Annotated in this window: 12 protein-coding genes; 8 read left to right on the top strand and 4 right to left on the bottom strand. The window is 68.4% G+C overall.

Annotated features, from left to right (window positions below; translation table 11 throughout):
• Positions 1-187: 187 nt before the first annotated feature.
• Complete coding sequence (locus tag H7H34_RS12295) at positions 188-1,501, bottom strand: N-acetylmuramoyl-L-alanine amidase (protein WP_371811390.1); 1,314 nt, start codon at positions 1,499-1,501, stop codon at positions 188-190.
• A 916-nt stretch (positions 1,502-2,417) separates the two neighbouring features.
• Between H7H34_RS12295 and H7H34_RS12300 the strand changes: the two genes are divergently transcribed.
• Positions 2,418-5,027 carry an Rne/Rng family ribonuclease gene (locus H7H34_RS12300; RefSeq protein ID WP_185925338.1) on the top strand — a complete coding sequence of 870 codons (2,610 nt, stop codon included), beginning with the start codon at positions 2,418-2,420 and terminating at the stop codon, positions 5,025-5,027.
• A gap of 261 nt (positions 5,028-5,288) precedes the next feature.
• Here H7H34_RS12300 and H7H34_RS12305 read toward each other — a convergent pair whose 3' ends face one another.
• Positions 5,289-5,816, bottom strand: a complete 528-nt coding sequence (locus H7H34_RS12305; RefSeq protein ID WP_185925339.1) for a DUF4405 domain-containing protein — start codon at positions 5,814-5,816, stop codon at positions 5,289-5,291.
• A 731-nt stretch (positions 5,817-6,547) separates the two neighbouring features.
• A complete protein-coding gene (locus H7H34_RS12310; protein ID WP_185925340.1) occupies positions 6,548-7,708 on the bottom strand; it encodes a pyridoxal phosphate-dependent aminotransferase in 1,161 nt (386 codons plus the stop codon).
• 356 nt (positions 7,709-8,064) lie between these two features.
• Here H7H34_RS12310 and H7H34_RS12315 point away from each other — a divergent pair, with 356 nt between their 5' ends.
• The 6 genes from H7H34_RS12315 (at position 8,065) to aat (ending at position 13,562) form a co-directional block, all read left to right on the top strand.
• A complete protein-coding gene (locus H7H34_RS12315; RefSeq protein ID WP_199681093.1) occupies positions 8,065-9,411 on the top strand; it encodes a M48 family metalloprotease in 1,347 nt (448 codons plus the stop codon).
• A 58-nt stretch (positions 9,412-9,469) separates the two neighbouring features.
• The gene (locus tag H7H34_RS12320) at positions 9,470-10,222 is read left to right on the top strand and encodes a DsbA family protein (protein ID WP_120267656.1); all 753 of its coding nucleotides are present in this window, start codon (positions 9,470-9,472) and stop codon (positions 10,220-10,222) included.
• A gap of 250 nt (positions 10,223-10,472) precedes the next feature.
• Positions 10,473-10,913, top strand: coding sequence for a type II 3-dehydroquinate dehydratase (aroQ, locus tag H7H34_RS12325; RefSeq protein WP_067215835.1), 441 nt, complete (start codon positions 10,473-10,475; stop codon positions 10,911-10,913).
• Between the two features lie 50 nt (positions 10,914-10,963).
• Positions 10,964-11,416, top strand: coding sequence for an acetyl-CoA carboxylase biotin carboxyl carrier protein (gene accB / locus H7H34_RS12330; RefSeq protein WP_185925342.1), 453 nt, complete (start codon positions 10,964-10,966; stop codon positions 11,414-11,416).
• 14 nt (positions 11,417-11,430) lie between these two features.
• Positions 11,431-12,780 carry an acetyl-CoA carboxylase biotin carboxylase subunit gene (gene accC, locus H7H34_RS12335; protein ID WP_120267654.1) on the top strand — a complete coding sequence of 450 codons (1,350 nt, stop codon included), beginning with the start codon at positions 11,431-11,433 and terminating at the stop codon, positions 12,778-12,780.
• Between the two features lie 83 nt (positions 12,781-12,863).
• On the top strand, positions 12,864-13,562 hold the full coding sequence (aat, locus tag H7H34_RS12340; RefSeq protein ID WP_185925343.1) for a leucyl/phenylalanyl-tRNA--protein transferase: 699 nt from the start codon (positions 12,864-12,866) through the stop codon (positions 13,560-13,562).
• Here the strand turns inward: aat and parA are convergent.
• The gene (gene parA, locus H7H34_RS12345; RefSeq protein WP_185925344.1) at positions 13,559-14,209 is read right to left on the bottom strand and encodes a ParA family partition ATPase; all 651 of its coding nucleotides are present in this window, start codon (positions 14,207-14,209) and stop codon (positions 13,559-13,561) included. The genes aat and parA overlap by 4 nt on opposite strands.
• Before the next feature lie 233 nt (positions 14,210-14,442).
• On the opposite strand from parA, the gene H7H34_RS12350 reads away from it, so the two are divergent.
• Positions 14,443-15,150, top strand: coding sequence for a fumarylacetoacetate hydrolase family protein (locus tag H7H34_RS12350; protein WP_371811391.1), 708 nt, complete (start codon positions 14,443-14,445; stop codon positions 15,148-15,150).

A 15,150-nucleotide genomic window follows, 5' to 3' on the forward strand; every position in this document is an offset into this window, starting at 1 on the left:
GCGCGGCCGATGCGCCTGGCGCGATTGGCTGCCCCGCCGTCATGCCCCCGTTCGCGTCCCCTCGCAATAGCGGATTCGGACCTCGACGTCCCCTGGTTCCGCATTGCGGCGAACCGCCTGGGGCATGCCCCGCAACCCCACCTCCATCCTTGACCAATATGGCGATGCTGAGGCGGACGTTGCGTCTCTACTCGACCTGCTCTTCCGCCTCGGCCGCCGCATGGCCCGCCGTGGTGCGCGACATCTGCATCGCGCCATCGCCGAAGCGCCGTCCGAAATAGCCGTCGATCGCCGCAACAAGGGCCTGTGACATGCGCCCGCGCCACTCGTCGGTGGTCATCAGCTTCTCGTCGAGACGGTTCGACAGATAGCCGAGCTCGACCAGGGCGGACGGCACGTCATGCGCCGTCAACACGCGAAAACCGGCGGATCTCTGGGGATTCTTGATCAGCTGCGCCGTGCCGCGCAGCTCGTTCACCAGCGTGCGGGCGAACAGGAACGAGAACTTCTTGGTCTCCTGCCGCGCCAGATCGATCAGGATGTCGGTGACGTCGTCGGGCTCGTTGGCAAGGTCGATACCGGCGATCACGTCGGAGCGGTTCTCGCGCTCGGCAAGAGCTGCGGCAATTTCGTCGCTGGCGTTCTCGGACAGCGTGTAGACGCCGGCGCCGCGCACCTGCTCGCGGCCGATTCGCACCGAGTCGGCATGAACCGACAACAGCAGGTCCGCTTCCATCTCGCGGGCGATGTGGACCCGCTCGCGCAAGGGAATGAAGATGTCTTCATCCCGCGTCATGTGAACCTCGTAGCGCCCGGTCGCCACCAGCTTGTCGCGCAGCAGCCGGGCGAAATCGAGCACCACCGCCTTTTCCAGCGTGCCCGACGTGCCGCGCGCCCCGGTGTCGATGCCGCCATGGCCGGGGTCGAGCACGATCAGCGGCTTGTCGCGGCGGCGCACGGCCGTCAGCTTGTCGCCCTTGCGCGAGGCGATGGGGGCCGGCGCCTGCGCGCTCGCCAGGAAGGTTTCCCGCGTGGTGCCGACGAGATCGAGCACCAGGCGCGCCGGCTGGTCGGAGACCGACGGCAGCACGAAGGACTTGTCGACCGAAACCGGCCCGGACGCATCGAGGACGAGGCGGGACTTGCCGGCGGCGAACATGCCGAAACGCCAGGCGGTGATCAGTCCGCGCCCGTCCTGACCGGCCGTCGGCGGCAGGTCGAAGCGCACCTGCGGCAGGTCGATGACCACGCGATAGGGATCGGACAGGGTGGAGACGGCGAACTCCACCGGCGCCGACAGATCCATGATGAAGCGGGTTCGCGTCGCATCGCCGGCAACGCGGGCTTCGCGCGCGACCACCGGTCCGCCGGCCTGCCCGCTGGTCTGGGCGTCCGCGGCAGCGGCTTGCGCGACGGCGGTCTCGGCTGCGACAGGCCCCGCCGGCAGCGCCAGGCCGGCAGCAAGCGCCAGCAGCCGTGTCATGCGTGCGAAGATCGTCACTCGATATGCCTCTTGCCGGTCTCTGCCCGCCCCGCCGCTTTACTGCAGCAAGATGTAGCCCCTCGCAAGTTAACCTTTCATTGACGATACGACGCCTTGTACGCAGATGCGAGGCGAACCCGCCCAAATGCACGCAAAGCGCGCCCCCGCCCCGCAAGCGTACTTGCCATATGCCTTTCACGACCGTAAAAGAAATGCGACGGGTCCGGGATTTGAATCTGATTCAACCTGGGTCGTTCTGGTGCCATCTGGCGGCGTCCGGTCAAGCCAACTGTGCTTTCGTAAACAGCGATCGATCACTTGGCAGCGGCGCCCGGCAGGGTGGCCATCGAATTCGTGCGTTCCCGGTCTGCGTGGCGAAGGCCGAACACCGGGATCCGGTCGATGGTGCCGCGCGTCAGCGATGCCCCGCGTCAGTGATGACGCGCCGCGTATCGAGGTCGCCCCGCATCCTGGACGCTTGCGTCCCGGCCGGCGCTCCGTAGCGCCCTCCGGCCCCGCCCCCTGCGGCGCCGTGGGAAGCTCGCGACGGATCGAGGCGCATGGAGCGTCCGGCTGCGTTCATCGCAACCGGCGTACGATGGCGGCAAGGCTGGCCGGAGCCCCGTCTCGACTTGCCACCGAGGCCGCCTCAGCGCCCGGACAGGCAGCCGACAGGACTGATACATCCGGCCCGCCGCAAGGCAGTGGCCGCCGCAACATGGCTTACTGGGCGCTGCAATGAACCAATGCGCGAAGACGATCCCAAACGGACACGAGGCCGCCGCTATCGGCGTCGCCGGGTCCGGACGGATCGCCGCGCGGTGCAGCACCCCTTCGTCTTTCATCACACCGCAGAACAGAACGATCGCCCTCGCGCGGATCCGGACGAGCGTGACAAGCCGCCCGGGCGCGACGGTCGTGGAGACACCCATCAATGGCAAACAAGATGCTTATCGATGCCGCGCACCCGGAGGAGACCCGGGTCGTCGTGGTGCGCGGAAACAGGGTCGAGGAATTTGATTTCGAGGCTGCGAACCGCAAGCAGCTTCGCGGCAACATCTATCTGGCCAAGGTAACGCGCGTCGAGCCGTCGCTGCAGGCCGCTTTCGTCGATTACGGCGGCAACCGCCACGGCTTCCTTGCCTTCGGCGAGATCCATCCCGACTACTACCAGATCCCGATGGCCGACCGTCAGGCGCTCATCGACGAAGAGGAAGCGGAGGCCGCCCGCGCCGATGAGGACGAGCGCCCCTCGCGCCGCAAGAGCAAGGCCGCCAAGCCCGCCGAGCAGGAGAACGGCGAGGCCGTCGCCTCCGAGGAATCCGAGAACGGCGAAGACGACGTCGAGTCGGTCGGCGCGGAAGACGCGCTGGAGGAGCTCCCCCAGCGCGCCCGCAAGCACCGCAAGCAGTACAAGATCCAGGAAGTGATCAAGCGCCGGCAGGTCCTGCTGGTGCAGGTCGTCAAGGAAGAGCGCGGCAACAAGGGCGCTGCTCTGACCACCTACCTGTCGCTGGCCGGCCGCTATTCGGTGCTGATGCCGAACACCGCCCGCGGCGGCGGCATCTCGCGCAAGATCACCACCCCGACCGACCGCAAGCGTCTGAAGAAGATCGCTTCCGAGCTGGAAGTGCCGCAGGGCATGGGCGTGATCCTGCGCACCGCCGGCGCCAGCCGCACCAAGGCCGAGATCAAGCGCGATTTCGAGTACCTGATGCGGCTGTGGGAGAATGTGCGCGACCTGACGCTGCAATCGTCGGCGCCTTACCTCGTCTATGAGGAGGGCTCGCTGATCAAGCGCTCGATCCGCGACCTCTACAACAAGGACATCGACCAGGTTCTGGTGGCCGGCGACGAAGGCTATCGCGAGGCCAAGGACTTCATGCGCATGCTCATGCCGAGCCATGCCAAGAACGTCCAGCCCTACAAGGACGCGACGCCGGTCTTCTCGCGCTTCATGGTCGAGAGCCAGCTCGATGCGATGTTCTCGCCGCAGGTGACGCTGAAGTCGGGCGGCTACATCGTCATCAACCAGACCGAGGCGCTGGTCGCCATCGACGTCAACTCCGGCAAGTCGACGCGCGAACACAATATCGAGGACACCGCCGTCCAGACGAACCTGGAAGCGGCGGAGGAAGTGGCGCGCCAGCTGCGGCTGCGCGACCTTGCCGGCCTGATCGTGATCGACTTCATCGACATGGAGGAGAACAAGAACAATCGGGCCGTCGAGCGCAAGCTCAAGGATTGCCTGAAGAACGACCGGGCGCGCATCCAGGTCGGCCGCATCTCGCATTTCGGCCTTCTGGAAATGTCGCGCCAGCGCATCCGCACCGGCGTTCTGGAAAGCTCCATGACGCCCTGCCCGCACTGCCACGGCACGGGCATGATCCGCTCGGTGGAATCGGTGGCGCTGCATGTGCTGCGCTCGCTTGAGGACCACCTGCTGAAGGGCGCGACGCACAATCTGATCGTCCGCACGACGACCGAGGCGGCGCTCTACATCCTGAACCAGAAGCGCGGCCACCTGGCCGATCTGGAGGCCCGCTTCGGCCTCGAGGTGACGGTCCAGGCCGGCCACATGGACAGCGGCCAGCATTACGTGCTGGAGCGCGGCGAGCCGATCGACGCGCGCCCGGATGCGGCCCCGCGCATGATCCAGCCGTCCACCGTCATGCCGATGACGGTCGAGGAAGCCGAAGAGATCGACGAGGTCGAAGAGGAAGAGGAGGAGACCCCGCGCGCCTCCTCCGCCCGCGACCGCGACGAGAGCGACGACGAAAACGGCGGCCGCAAGCGCCGCCGCCGCCGCCGTCGCCGGCGTTCGGGCTCCGACGAGGACCAGCCGCAGACCCGCCAGGCCGATGCCGAGGACGGCGATGAGGATGGCGACAACGACACCGAAGGCGAAGTCAGCGCCGCCGAGCGCCAGGAAGATGGCGACGACGAGGAGCGCTCGCGCCGCAAGCGCCGCCGTGGCCGCCGGGGCGGTCGCCGCAGCCGCCGCGATGGCGAGGGCGAGAACGGCGAGAACGAGAACGGCGAAGCCGTCGCCCAGGCCTCGGATGAGGCCGACGACAGCGACAGCGATGCCGCGACCGGGGACAGCGTGAGCGAGCCGGTGGCCGCCCAGACGGCTGCCGAAGAGACGGCGAGCACGGACGAGGCTCCGGCCGAAGCCGTCAGCGAGACCGTTGCCGAGACGAGCGAGACCGCTGCCGAGCCGGCGGGCGAAAGCGAGGCCGATGCGGCTCCCGAGGCACCGGCCCCCGAGGTCGAGACGCCTGCGGACGAGCCGGTCGCGGACGTCGCCGCTGCCGCGGAACCTGTTGAAGAGACGAGCGAAACCGTGGCCGAAGAGGCTCCGGTGGAGGCCGTCGCGGAAGAGGCTTCCGAACCTGTCGAGCCCGAGGCTCCGGCCCAGCCGGCCGCGCCGAGCGAGCCTGTCGTGGTGCGCGAGACCGTCTCCAGCGACGGCAGCAGCGAGGAAACCGACCCGGACGGCCCGAAGCGGTCCGGTTGGTGGCAGCGCCGCGGTTTCTTCTGATCTTTGCACCACTGAAATGACGACGGCGCCCGGGGATATCCGGGCGCCGTTTTCGTTTGTGCGAGGCCTTGCGAAATTTTGAGACGGATTTTGCAAAATCCCGTCTCGAAATCGGCAAAAATCGAGACGCGCTCGCAAAATCGGTGGGACACCCCCAGCCGGCCGGCGGCGGGGATAAACGGCCCCGGCAGGCCCCTCGCCTGCCGGCCGCCTTGGCGCTCTATCCCCGGGGCCCCGTGAAACTTGTCCCCGCCCCCCGCATCAGGGCGTAGCATCACCTGCAAATGCCACATCGGCGATCAGGCCGGGACCGGCAGGCTTGCCGGAGGCGCTGGCGATCTCGGCCAGCGAGGCGGAGGCGAGGTCGCCGTCCGGCGCCACCTGGTAGCCCTTTGCTGCAAGACGCTGCGCCAGGGACTGCGGCGTCAGCTCGAAGAGCGGGGCGACCTCGGCGACGGTGCCGTTCTCGATCGCCGACAGAGCGGCGCGCATCGGGTTGCCGCCGCTGGCACCCGCCGTCAGCGCCGGGACGGCGAAGGCCAGCGAGGCAGCGATGCCGATGACAGCGGGAACGAGAAGCTGGCGGCGCTTCAGATAGCCGGACAAGCCCGGCCAGTTGCGCCACAGATGCACGACGACGGGCGCGAGCAGCACCATGGAAAGCCATTCGTGCATGCCATGGAAGGCGGCGGAGCCCCAGTGGAAGAACAGGGCGACGCCGGACACGGCGGAGACGGCGAAAAGAACGATGGTGAAAGTGGTTCCGTGGGTTTTCAGGACGCGAAGCATGTTGCTCTCCGAACTGGTCTGCCTCCTCTGCGCCAAGGCGTGGCAGAGGCACGGGACGCCGGCAACAGGCAAGCTGTAACGGTCTGTCGCAAGGCCCTCGCCCGCGACAGATACGGACAGTTTTGGCGGGCGGAGGTGGTGCGCAAGCGGTACCCCAGCTTCGACGCGGGGCGCGCGCGGCAACGCCGGGGCTTGAATAGAACCGTTCGGGATTACTGGATCCCGGTCTTCGACTGCGCCGAAACCGGGACGACAGCCTGAGCGCGGGTTTGCGCGGGCGCGTCCTCGCAACCGCTCTGGGAACCAATGGGCCCCGGATCTCGCGATGCTCGTCCGGGGTGACGGCGGAGTGTGACGTAACGGCAGAGGGCGGAGTGACGGCAGAGGGGATGCGGGGCCGCGCCTCCTTCTCGGAGGTCATCCCGGCCGCAGGCGAAGCCGGAGAGCCGGGACCCATTTGCAACTTCAGCGGGGGTGAGGCGAGAGCCCGCCGCCACCTCCACCGCTGTCATACCTGCGAAGGCAGGTATCCAGTATCCGCCGGAGCACGCGATAGCGCAAAGGCGTCTTCCACCATGGCGATACTCGCTCGCGGCAATTCCGAGGTCCGAGCCGAACCGTTCGGGGGTACTGGATCCCGGTCTTCGGCTGCGCCGAAACCGGGATGACACTCTGTGTATGAGGTTAGCGCGGGCGTACCCCCGCCACCGCTCCAGGAACGAAGGAGCCCCTCACCCCGCCTTTGGCAGCCAGTCGGCGAGCCGTTCGACGGCCTCGGCGATGACCGCGTGATCGCCGGCGAAGGAAAAGCGCATGTAGGAGCGGCCGTTGACCGGATCGAAGTCCGGGCCGGGCGTCGCCGCGATGCCGGCTTCCTCCAGCAGACGCGAGGCGAAGGCCAGGCTGTCATTGGCGAAGGGGCGAATGCCGGCATAGAGGTAGAAGGCGCCGTCGACGGGGAGCAGCTCGGTGAAGCCGAGCTGCGGCATGCGCTCCAGCAGCAGCGCGCGGTTGCGGGCATAGCCGGCCTTCACCGCCTCCAGTTCGTCGCGCGCATCGAAGGCGGCGGCTGCCGCCCGCTGCGACAGTTCCGGCGGCGAGATGTAGAGGCTCTGGGCGATGCGCTCGACCGGGCGCACCAGGTCCTCCGGCAGCACCATCCAGCCGATGCGCCAGCCGGTCATGCAGTAGTATTTGGAGAAGCTGTTGATGACGATGGCCTTGTCGGTGAAGGAGAGCGCCGTCTCCTGCTCGCCGTCGAAAACCAGGCCATGATAGATCTCGTCGGAGATGAAGCGGATATCGAGTGCCTCGCAGGCATCGCTCAAGGCCTTGAGCGCCTGCGGCGTCATCATCGTGCCGGTGGGATTGGCCGGCGATGCGACCAGCACGCCCTTGAGCGGCGCCTCGCGGTGGGCCGCCTCGAGCAGCTCCGGCGTCAGGGCCCAGCGGGTGTCGGCGCCGACCTCGATCTCGACCGGCACCAGCCCCAGCGCCTTGAGGATGTTGCGATAGGCGGGATAGCCCGGCGCGGTGATCGCCACCCGGTCGCCGACATCGAAGGCGGCGAGGAAGGCGAGGTTGAAGCCCGCCGAAGAGCCGGTGGTGGCGACGATCCGCGACAGCGGCACGTCGAGCCCGTGGGTGTCGCGATAATAGCCGGCGATCGCCTGCCGCAAGCCGAGCAGCCCGCGCGCCTCGGTATAGCCGATGCGCCCGCCCTCCAGCGCCGCACGGGCCGCCGCAAGCACCGGCGCGGGCGCCGATGCGCCCGGCTGGCCGACCTCCATGTGCAGGATGCGCCGGCCCTCCGCCTCCAGGGTGTTGGCGCGCGAGAGCACGTCCATCGCAAGGAACGGCTCGACTTCTGACCGGCGGGAAGGATGCGACATGAAAAACGTCCTGTGTTCGGTCTTGACGGCAATCTGCGGCAAAGCCGCCCCGCCTGCCCATCTCGCGCCGCATTTGCCGCGTCTAGACGAAAGCCAAGGGGCCTGGCGGAGCGGTTGACCGCCCTTCACCGGCTCCCTACCCTTCGCGCGCGCCGCTGTCGAGGCTCGGCATGTACCGGGGCGGGATTTTGCCCGTGGACCCGGGCGCGGCGCGACAGGTCAAGAGAACAGGCAAGAGGCAGAAGATGGGGTCCTTCCGCTCGCTCGACCGATCCGCCGCAGGATCGCTCGCGGCCCGCCGTGCAGACGCGGCGCCCTCCACGCGCACGCTGGCGCGCCGGACGGCGACGCTGGTGATGGCCGGCGTGCTGGCGCTCGGGCCGATGGGGACGGCCGTGCACGCGCAAGGCGGCATCCCGCTGGTGCGCGACGCGGAGACCGAAGCCTTGATGCGCGACTATGCCGGGCCGATCTTCGACGCGGCCGGCATCGCCCGCCAGCAGGTCGATATCGTCCTGGTCAACCGCAATGACTTCAACGCCTTCGTCGCCGACGCCCGCCGCATCTTCATCAATGTCGGCGTGATCACCGATGCGGAAACGCCCGGCGAGGTGATCGGCGTGCTGGCGCACGAGACCGGCCACATCACCGGCAACCACCTGGTGCGGCTGCGCCAGGCGCTGGCCAATGCCCAGATCATCGCCGTGATCGGCGCGGTGCTGGGCGCGGGCGCCGTCGTCGCCGGCTCCAGCTCTGGTTCCAGCGGCGTCGCGCAAGGCGGCGCCGGCGCGCTGACCGCCGGTGCGGGCCTCGCCCAACGCTCGCTGCTCGCCTATCGGCGCGGCGAGGAATCGATTGCCGACCGAGCCGCCCTCACCTTCCTGCAGAAGACCCGCCAGTCGGCGCGCGGCATGCTGAAGACCTTCGCCCGCTTCGCCGACCAGACCCTGTTCTCGGCGCAGTACACCGATCCTTACGCGCAGAGCCACCCGATGCCGCGCGAGCGGCTGACCCAGCTGGAGACGGTGGCCCGCCAGAGCCCGTACTGGGACGCGCCGGAAGACCCGCAGCTGCAGGCCCGCCACGACATGGTGCGCGCCAAGCTGATCGCCTTCACCGCCCATCCGAACACGGTGGCACGCGACTACCCGCGCTCCGACAGCTCGCTGCCGGCCGAATACGCGCGGGCCGTGGTCACCATGCGCACCCGCAGCCGCAAGGAAGCGGTGGCAGCCATCGACAAGCTGATCCGCCGGCAGCCGGACAATCCCTATTTCCACGAGCTGAAAGGCCAGGCGCTGCTGGAATCGGGCAATCCGAAAGCGGCGATCGCCCCGTTCCGCCAGGCCCTGAGCCTGCGCCCGCGCGAGGCGCAGTTCCAGATCTGGCTGGGCTTCGCGCTGGTGGCGGCGAACGACAATTCGCTGCTGCCGGAGGCCGAGAAGATCCTCAAGGCCGGCCTGCAGGTGGACGAGAACTCGCCCATCGGCTACTCGCAGCTGGCCATCGCGCTCGGGCGCCAGGGCAAGACGGCGGAGGCGGACGTGGCGACCGCGCGCGGCCTGATGGCACGCGGGGATTTCGAGGCTGCCAGGCGCTACGCCGCCCGTGCACAAAAAAATTTGAAGCGGGGCACGCCCGCATGGCTGCAAGCCGATGATATCGTATCCTATAAACCCCCGAAGCTCCCCGGACGGTCGTGACCGCGCCGCAAGGATGCAAGGCACTCACGCCGGCAGGGCCCGGCCGCTGGAGACCCGAATGAAGAAACTCGTACTGGCCGCCGCCGCGATGCTGGCGATTCTCATGTCGCCGATGGCGCTCGCCCAGGACACGCCGCTGAAGCGCGGCGACGTCGAGACCATCGTGCGCGAGTACCTGATCCAGAACCCGGAAGTGATCCGCGAGGCGCTGGAGGAGCTGGAGCGCCGCGAGGTCGCCGCCGCCAACAAGGCCCGCTCCGACGCGCTGTCGAGCGTTGCCGACATCCTGTTCGATTCCACCCGCCAGGTGGAGCTCGGCAACCGCGAGGGCGACGTCACGCTGGTCGAGTTCTTCGACTACAATTGCGGCTACTGCAAGCGGGCCATGGCCGACATGGAGCGCCTGCTGGAAGAAGACGACAAGCTGCGCATCGTCCTGAAGGAATTCCCGGTTCTGGGACAGGGCTCGGTCGAGGCGGCGCAGGTCGCGGTCGCGGTCAACATGGTCGCGCCGGAGAAGTACCACGACTTCCACCGCGAGCTGATGGGCCTGCGCGGCCAGGCCAACAAGGCGGCGGCGCTGGCCGCGGCCAAGACCGCGGGCATCGACACGGCCAAGGTCGAGGAGACGCTGGGCAAGAGCGAGGTGAACACCGCCATCGAGGAGGTCTACATGCTCGCCAACCGGCTCGGCCTGACCGGCACCCCGTCCTATGTGATCGGCGACGAGGTGGTGATGGGCGCGGTCGGCTACGACCAGCTCAAGGGCAAGATCTCGGCCATGCGCAATTGCGGCCAGGCGACCTGCTGACCTTGTGGGCAAAGGCGCCAAGCGGTCCCGGCAACGGGGCCGCGCCCTGCCCTGCGGGCGGTGCCCGCGCACAGCCGAGCGGCAAGATCAGGTCTTTTCCTCATCCGCGCGAGTGCCTATAAGAGGCGAGGTATCGTGACGCGGCGCCAGGATGCGGCGCGTCGCCCCTTGTCGGGCTCCAGCGCCACGTTCCGGAGGCCGGACTTCCCGGTTCCGGAAGATCCGCGCCGGGACCCTTGAAGAGGATTGCATGTCCGCCTCGATCTATGTCCTCAACGGACCGAACCTCAACCGGCTCGGAACCCGGGAGCCTTCCACCTACGGAACGGCGACGCTGGCCGATATCGAGCGGCTGTGCCGCGATGTCGGCGAGGATCTCGATCTGGACATCGAGTTCCGCCAGTCCAACCACGAGGGCGTGCTGGTCGACTGGATCCAGGAGGCGGGCGACGTCGCCCAGGGCCTGGTGATCAACCCGGCGGCCTATACCCATACCTCGGTGGCGCTTCACGACGCGATCCGGGCGGCACAGATCCCGACCGTCGAGGTCCATCTGTCCAACGTCCACGCACGCGAGGCGTTTCGCCACCGCTCCTACGTTTCGCCGGTCGCGCTCGGCGTGATCTGCGGCTTCGGCCCGACGGGCTACCGGCTGGCGCTGGAAGCGCTGTCGACCGTCATCAGGCCATGACCTGCGGGCGCATGACGCCCGAACAACCACGAAAAGATCAAGACAAGCCCATGTCGGAAAAGAAAAACCAGCTCGACCAGGACCTGATTCGCCAGCTCGCCGCGCTGCTCGACGAGACCAATCTGACCGAGATCGAGCTCGAGCGGGACGACTTCCGCGTCCGCGTCGCCCGTCAGGTCACCGTCGAGGCCCCGGTCTCCATCGGCCGCGCCGCAGCTCCCGCAGCCGCCGCGCCCGCACCGGTCGCCGCCGCCGAGGCCGCGAACCATCCCGGCGCCGTGACCTCGCCGATGGTCGGCACCGCCTACCGCTCGCCGGAGCCGGGCGCGCGCGCCTTCGTCGAGGTCGGCGACACGGTTGCCGCCGGCGACACGCTGCTCATCGTCGAGGCGATGAAGACCATGAACCAGATCCCGGCGCCGCGCGCCGGACGGGTAACCGCGATCCTCGTCGAAGACGGCCAGCCCGTGGAGTACGGCGAGCCCCTCGTCGTCGTCGAGTGACGGGGACCGAGCCCATGTTCTCCAAGATCCTGATCGCCAATCGGGGCGAGATCGCGCTGCGGGTCCTGCGCGCGTGCAAGGAGCTTGGCATCCAGACGGTGGCCGTGCACTCGACCGCCGATGCCGATGCCATGCATGTGCGCCTTGCCGACGAGAGCGTCTGCATCGGCCCGCCGCCGGCACGCGACAGCTACCTCAACATCCCGCAGCTGCTGGCCGCCTGCGAGATCACCGGTGCCGACGCGGTCCACCCCGGCTACGGCTTCCTGTCCGAAAACGCCCGCTTCGCGGAGATCCTGGAGGCGCACAACATCGCCTTCATCGGCCCGACCGCCGAGCATATCCGCATCATGGGCGACAAGATCGCTGCCAAGCAGACCGCGATGGAGCTGGGCATCCCGGTGGTTCCGGGCTCCGACGGCGCGGTGACGCCGAGCGACGATGCCCATGCGATCGCCCGCGAGATCGGCTATCCGGTGCTGGTCAAGGCCGCCGCCGGCGGCGGCGGACGCGGCATGAAGGTGGCGCTCACCGAAAAGGACCTCGACACCGCGCTGTCGACGGCCCGCTCGGAAGCCAAGGCCGCCTTCGGCGACGATGCGCTCTACATGGAGAAGTATCTCGGCAAGCCGCGCCACATCGAGATCCAGGTGCTGGGCGACGGCCGGGGCAACGCGATCCATCTGGGCGAACGCGACTGCTCGCTGCAGCGCCGTCACCAGAAGGTGTGGGAGGAGGCTCCCTCCCCGGCTCTGAACGCGGCACAGCGCAAGGAGATCGGCGAGATCGTCGCCAATGCCATGCGCAAGCTGAAATACCGCGGCGTCGGCACGATCGAGTTCCTCTACGAAGAGGGCAAGTTCTACTTCATCGAGATGAACACCCGCCTGCAGGTGGAGCATCCGGTGACGGAGATGATCACCGGCATCGACCTGGTCAACGAGCAGATCCGCATCGCCTCGGGCGCCGAGCTGACGCTGCGCCAGGAGGACGTGCTGTTCGAGGGCCACGCCATCGAATGCCGCATCAACGCCGAGAACCCGCGCACCTTCGCGCCCTCGCCCGGCCAGATCAGCTACTACCACCCGCCCGGCGGCCTCGGCGTGCGCGTCGATTCCGGCGTCTATCAGGGCTACCGGATCCCGCCGCATTACGACAGCCTGATCGGCAAGCTGATCGTGCACGGCCGCAACCGGGTGGAGTGCATGATGCGGCTGCGGCGCTGCCTCGACGAGTTCGTCGTCGACGGCATCCAGTCGACGATCCCGCTGTTCCGCGACCTGGTGGACAACCAGGACATCGCCAACGGCATGTACGACATCCACTGGCTCGAGAAGTATCTCGCCGCCAAGTCGGACGACTGACGGGACGGACGGCGCCGGCAGCCGGCGCCGTCCCCCCAACGTTTGCGGGCGCCCGCCTCGCGCGTCCGGCAGGAAAGGCAGCCATGGCCGGGAACACCCACGATCCGCTGGTCATCACGCCCCAGGTGCTGCTCAAGGCCTATGCCTGCGGCATCTTTCCCATGGCCGAGTCGGCCGACGATCCCAACCTCTTCTGGATCGAGCCGGAGCATCGCGGCGTCCTGCCGCTCGAGAGCTTCCACATCCCCCGCCGCCTGCGCCGAACCATCCGCCAGGACGTGTTCGAGATCCGAGTCGACCACGACTTCCAGGCCGTGATCGACGGCTGCGCCGCCCCGGCGGACGGCCGCCGCAAGACCTGGATCAACCGCGAGATCCGCCGCCTCTACGGCGCGCTCTACGACATGGGCTACTGCCATACGGTGGAGGCCTGGCGCGGCGGCGAGCTGGTCGGCGGGCTCTACGGCGTGTCGCTGGGCGGCGCCTTCTTCGGCGAGAGCATGTTCGCCCGCGAGCGCGATGCCTCCAAGGTGGCGCTGAGCCATCTGGTGGCGCGGCTGATCGCCGGCGGCTACCACCTGCTCGACGCGCAGTTCGTCACCGAGCATCTGGCCCAGTTCGGTGCGGAAGAAGTGCCGAAGGCGCGCTACGACAAGCAGCTGAGCGCCGCGCTCAACCACTATGGCGACTTCCTGGCCCTGTCCGACCGCGTGACGGGCGCACAGGCGCTGGCCGTGCTGGACGGCGCACAGGATGGCTCCGGCGGAGACAGAGCTCCTTAAACCTCGAGCCCGAGCAGACGCGCGACCTCTTCGGCCAGCAGGCGCGTCTCGTCCGCGCCCTTGCCGCGCTGGTCCGTCTCAAGGATCGTCAGCCCCTCGCCCATCGAGGCGGCGAAGGCCGTGCGGTTGCCGAGCTGGGCCGAGGCAACGGTGAAGCCGTTCTCGTCGATCAGCCCCATCACCTCGGAGGTCAGCGCGGCGCGCGGCGGCACGCGGTTCAGCACCACGAGCGTGTCGGTGCCCTCGCGCCGGGCGATGTCGACCGTCTGGCCGGTGGCCCAAAGGTCGACCTGCGTCGGCTGCATCGGGATGATCACGAGATCGGCGGCCTCGATGGCGGGACGCACATCGGAATCGGTCTTGGGCGGGGTGTCGAGGATGACGAGACCGTGGTCGCGGGCAAGCGAGCGAGCCTCGCGCCGGGCGCCCCAGCCGCTGGAGGTGCGGAAGGTCAGGCCTGTGGCCCCGTCGCCGAGCGCCTCCTCGCGGGTCTCGTACCAGGTGCCGAGCGACCCTTGCGGGTCGATGTCGACAACGGCGACCGGAAAGGCGCCGCGCGCGGCCAGCGCCACCGCAAGATGCGCCGCCAGCGTCGTCTTGCCCGAGCCGCCCTTTTGCTGTGCGACCGAAATGATACGCCCCGTCATCGACTGCTCCCGCAGGTTGCGTTCCCGCTCGTGTTGTTTACGAGTGCTGCCCGCCATTGTTGCATTGCAAAAAATCAAAGACAATCGCCATCATCGTGGCCGCCGGCGCCAGCATGCGCAACAGGATGAGCGGGAGGCGGCGCCCTCCCCGCCAAGTCTGGACCGGATGGGGCCGAGGGCGTAAACAGGGGCTCCCCGCTTTCCCGGGGCATTCCCTCAGCAGGAGATTTCCGGTGACCAACTACGTGATTGCGCCTCCTGCCGCGGCCGATGTCGCCGTAGAGGGAACGGATGCGCGCTTCCCCATCCGCCGGGTGTTCTGCGTCGGGCGCAACTATGCCGCCCATGCCCGCGAGATGGGCAAGGACCCGGACCGGGAGCCGCCTTTCTTCTTCACCAAGCCGGCGGACGCGGTGTGCGATGCCGGCGGCACCATCCCCTACCCGCCGCTGACCAAGGACCTGCATCACGAGGTCGAACTGGTGGTCGCCATCGGCCGCGGCGGGCGCAACATCGCGCCGGAGGATGCGGAAGGCCACATCTGGGGCTACGGCATCGGCATCGACCTGACGCGCCGCGACCTGCAGCAGCAGGCCAAGGACCTCGGCCGCCCCTGGGACTGGGGCAAGGCCTTCGACCGCTCCGCTCCCTGCTCGCCGCTGGTTCCGGCAAGCCGCATCGGCCACCCGACCAGCGGGCGCATCGCGTTGTCGGTGAACGGCGAGATCCGCCAGCAGGGCGACCTTGCCGACCAGATCTGGCCCGTCGCCGATATCGTCGCGATCTGCAGCGCCTCGGTGGAGCTGATGCCCGGCGACCTGATCTTCACCGGCACGCCGGCCGGCGTTGCCGCTCTGGTTCCCGGCGACCGACTGGAGGGCGAAATCGAGGGCGTGGCACGGCTCAGCCTGACCATCGGCGAGCCGCAGGACCGGGGCTGA

The organism is Stappia sp. 28M-7, assembly GCF_014252955.1.
GTDB lineage: Bacteria > Pseudomonadota > Alphaproteobacteria > Rhizobiales > Stappiaceae > Stappia.

What these genes read in the sequence shown, in the direction of transcription:
- H7H34_RS12300 (WP_185925338.1), top strand. Translation starts at nt 2,418, where the DNA reads ATGGCAAACAAGATGCTTATCGATGCCGCGCACCCGGAGGAGACCCGG.
- H7H34_RS12305 (WP_185925339.1), bottom strand. Translation starts at nt 5,816, where the DNA reads ATGCTTCGCGTCCTGAAAACCCACGGAACCACTTTCACCATCGTTCTT.
- H7H34_RS12310 (WP_185925340.1), bottom strand. Translation starts at nt 7,708, where the DNA reads ATGTCGCATCCTTCCCGCCGGTCAGAAGTCGAGCCGTTCCTTGCGATG.
- H7H34_RS12315 (WP_199681093.1), top strand. Translation starts at nt 8,065, where the DNA reads ATGGCCGGCGTGCTGGCGCTCGGGCCGATGGGGACGGCCGTGCACGCG.
- H7H34_RS12320 (WP_120267656.1), top strand. Translation starts at nt 9,470, where the DNA reads ATGAAGAAACTCGTACTGGCCGCCGCCGCGATGCTGGCGATTCTCATG.
- aroQ (WP_067215835.1), top strand. Translation starts at nt 10,473, where the DNA reads ATGTCCGCCTCGATCTATGTCCTCAACGGACCGAACCTCAACCGGCTC.
- accB (WP_185925342.1), top strand. Translation starts at nt 10,964, where the DNA reads ATGTCGGAAAAGAAAAACCAGCTCGACCAGGACCTGATTCGCCAGCTC.
- accC (WP_120267654.1), top strand. Translation starts at nt 11,431, where the DNA reads ATGTTCTCCAAGATCCTGATCGCCAATCGGGGCGAGATCGCGCTGCGG.
- aat (WP_185925343.1), top strand. Translation starts at nt 12,864, where the DNA reads ATGGCCGGGAACACCCACGATCCGCTGGTCATCACGCCCCAGGTGCTG.
- parA (WP_185925344.1), bottom strand. Translation starts at nt 14,209, where the DNA reads ATGACGGGGCGTATCATTTCGGTCGCACAGCAAAAGGGCGGCTCGGGC.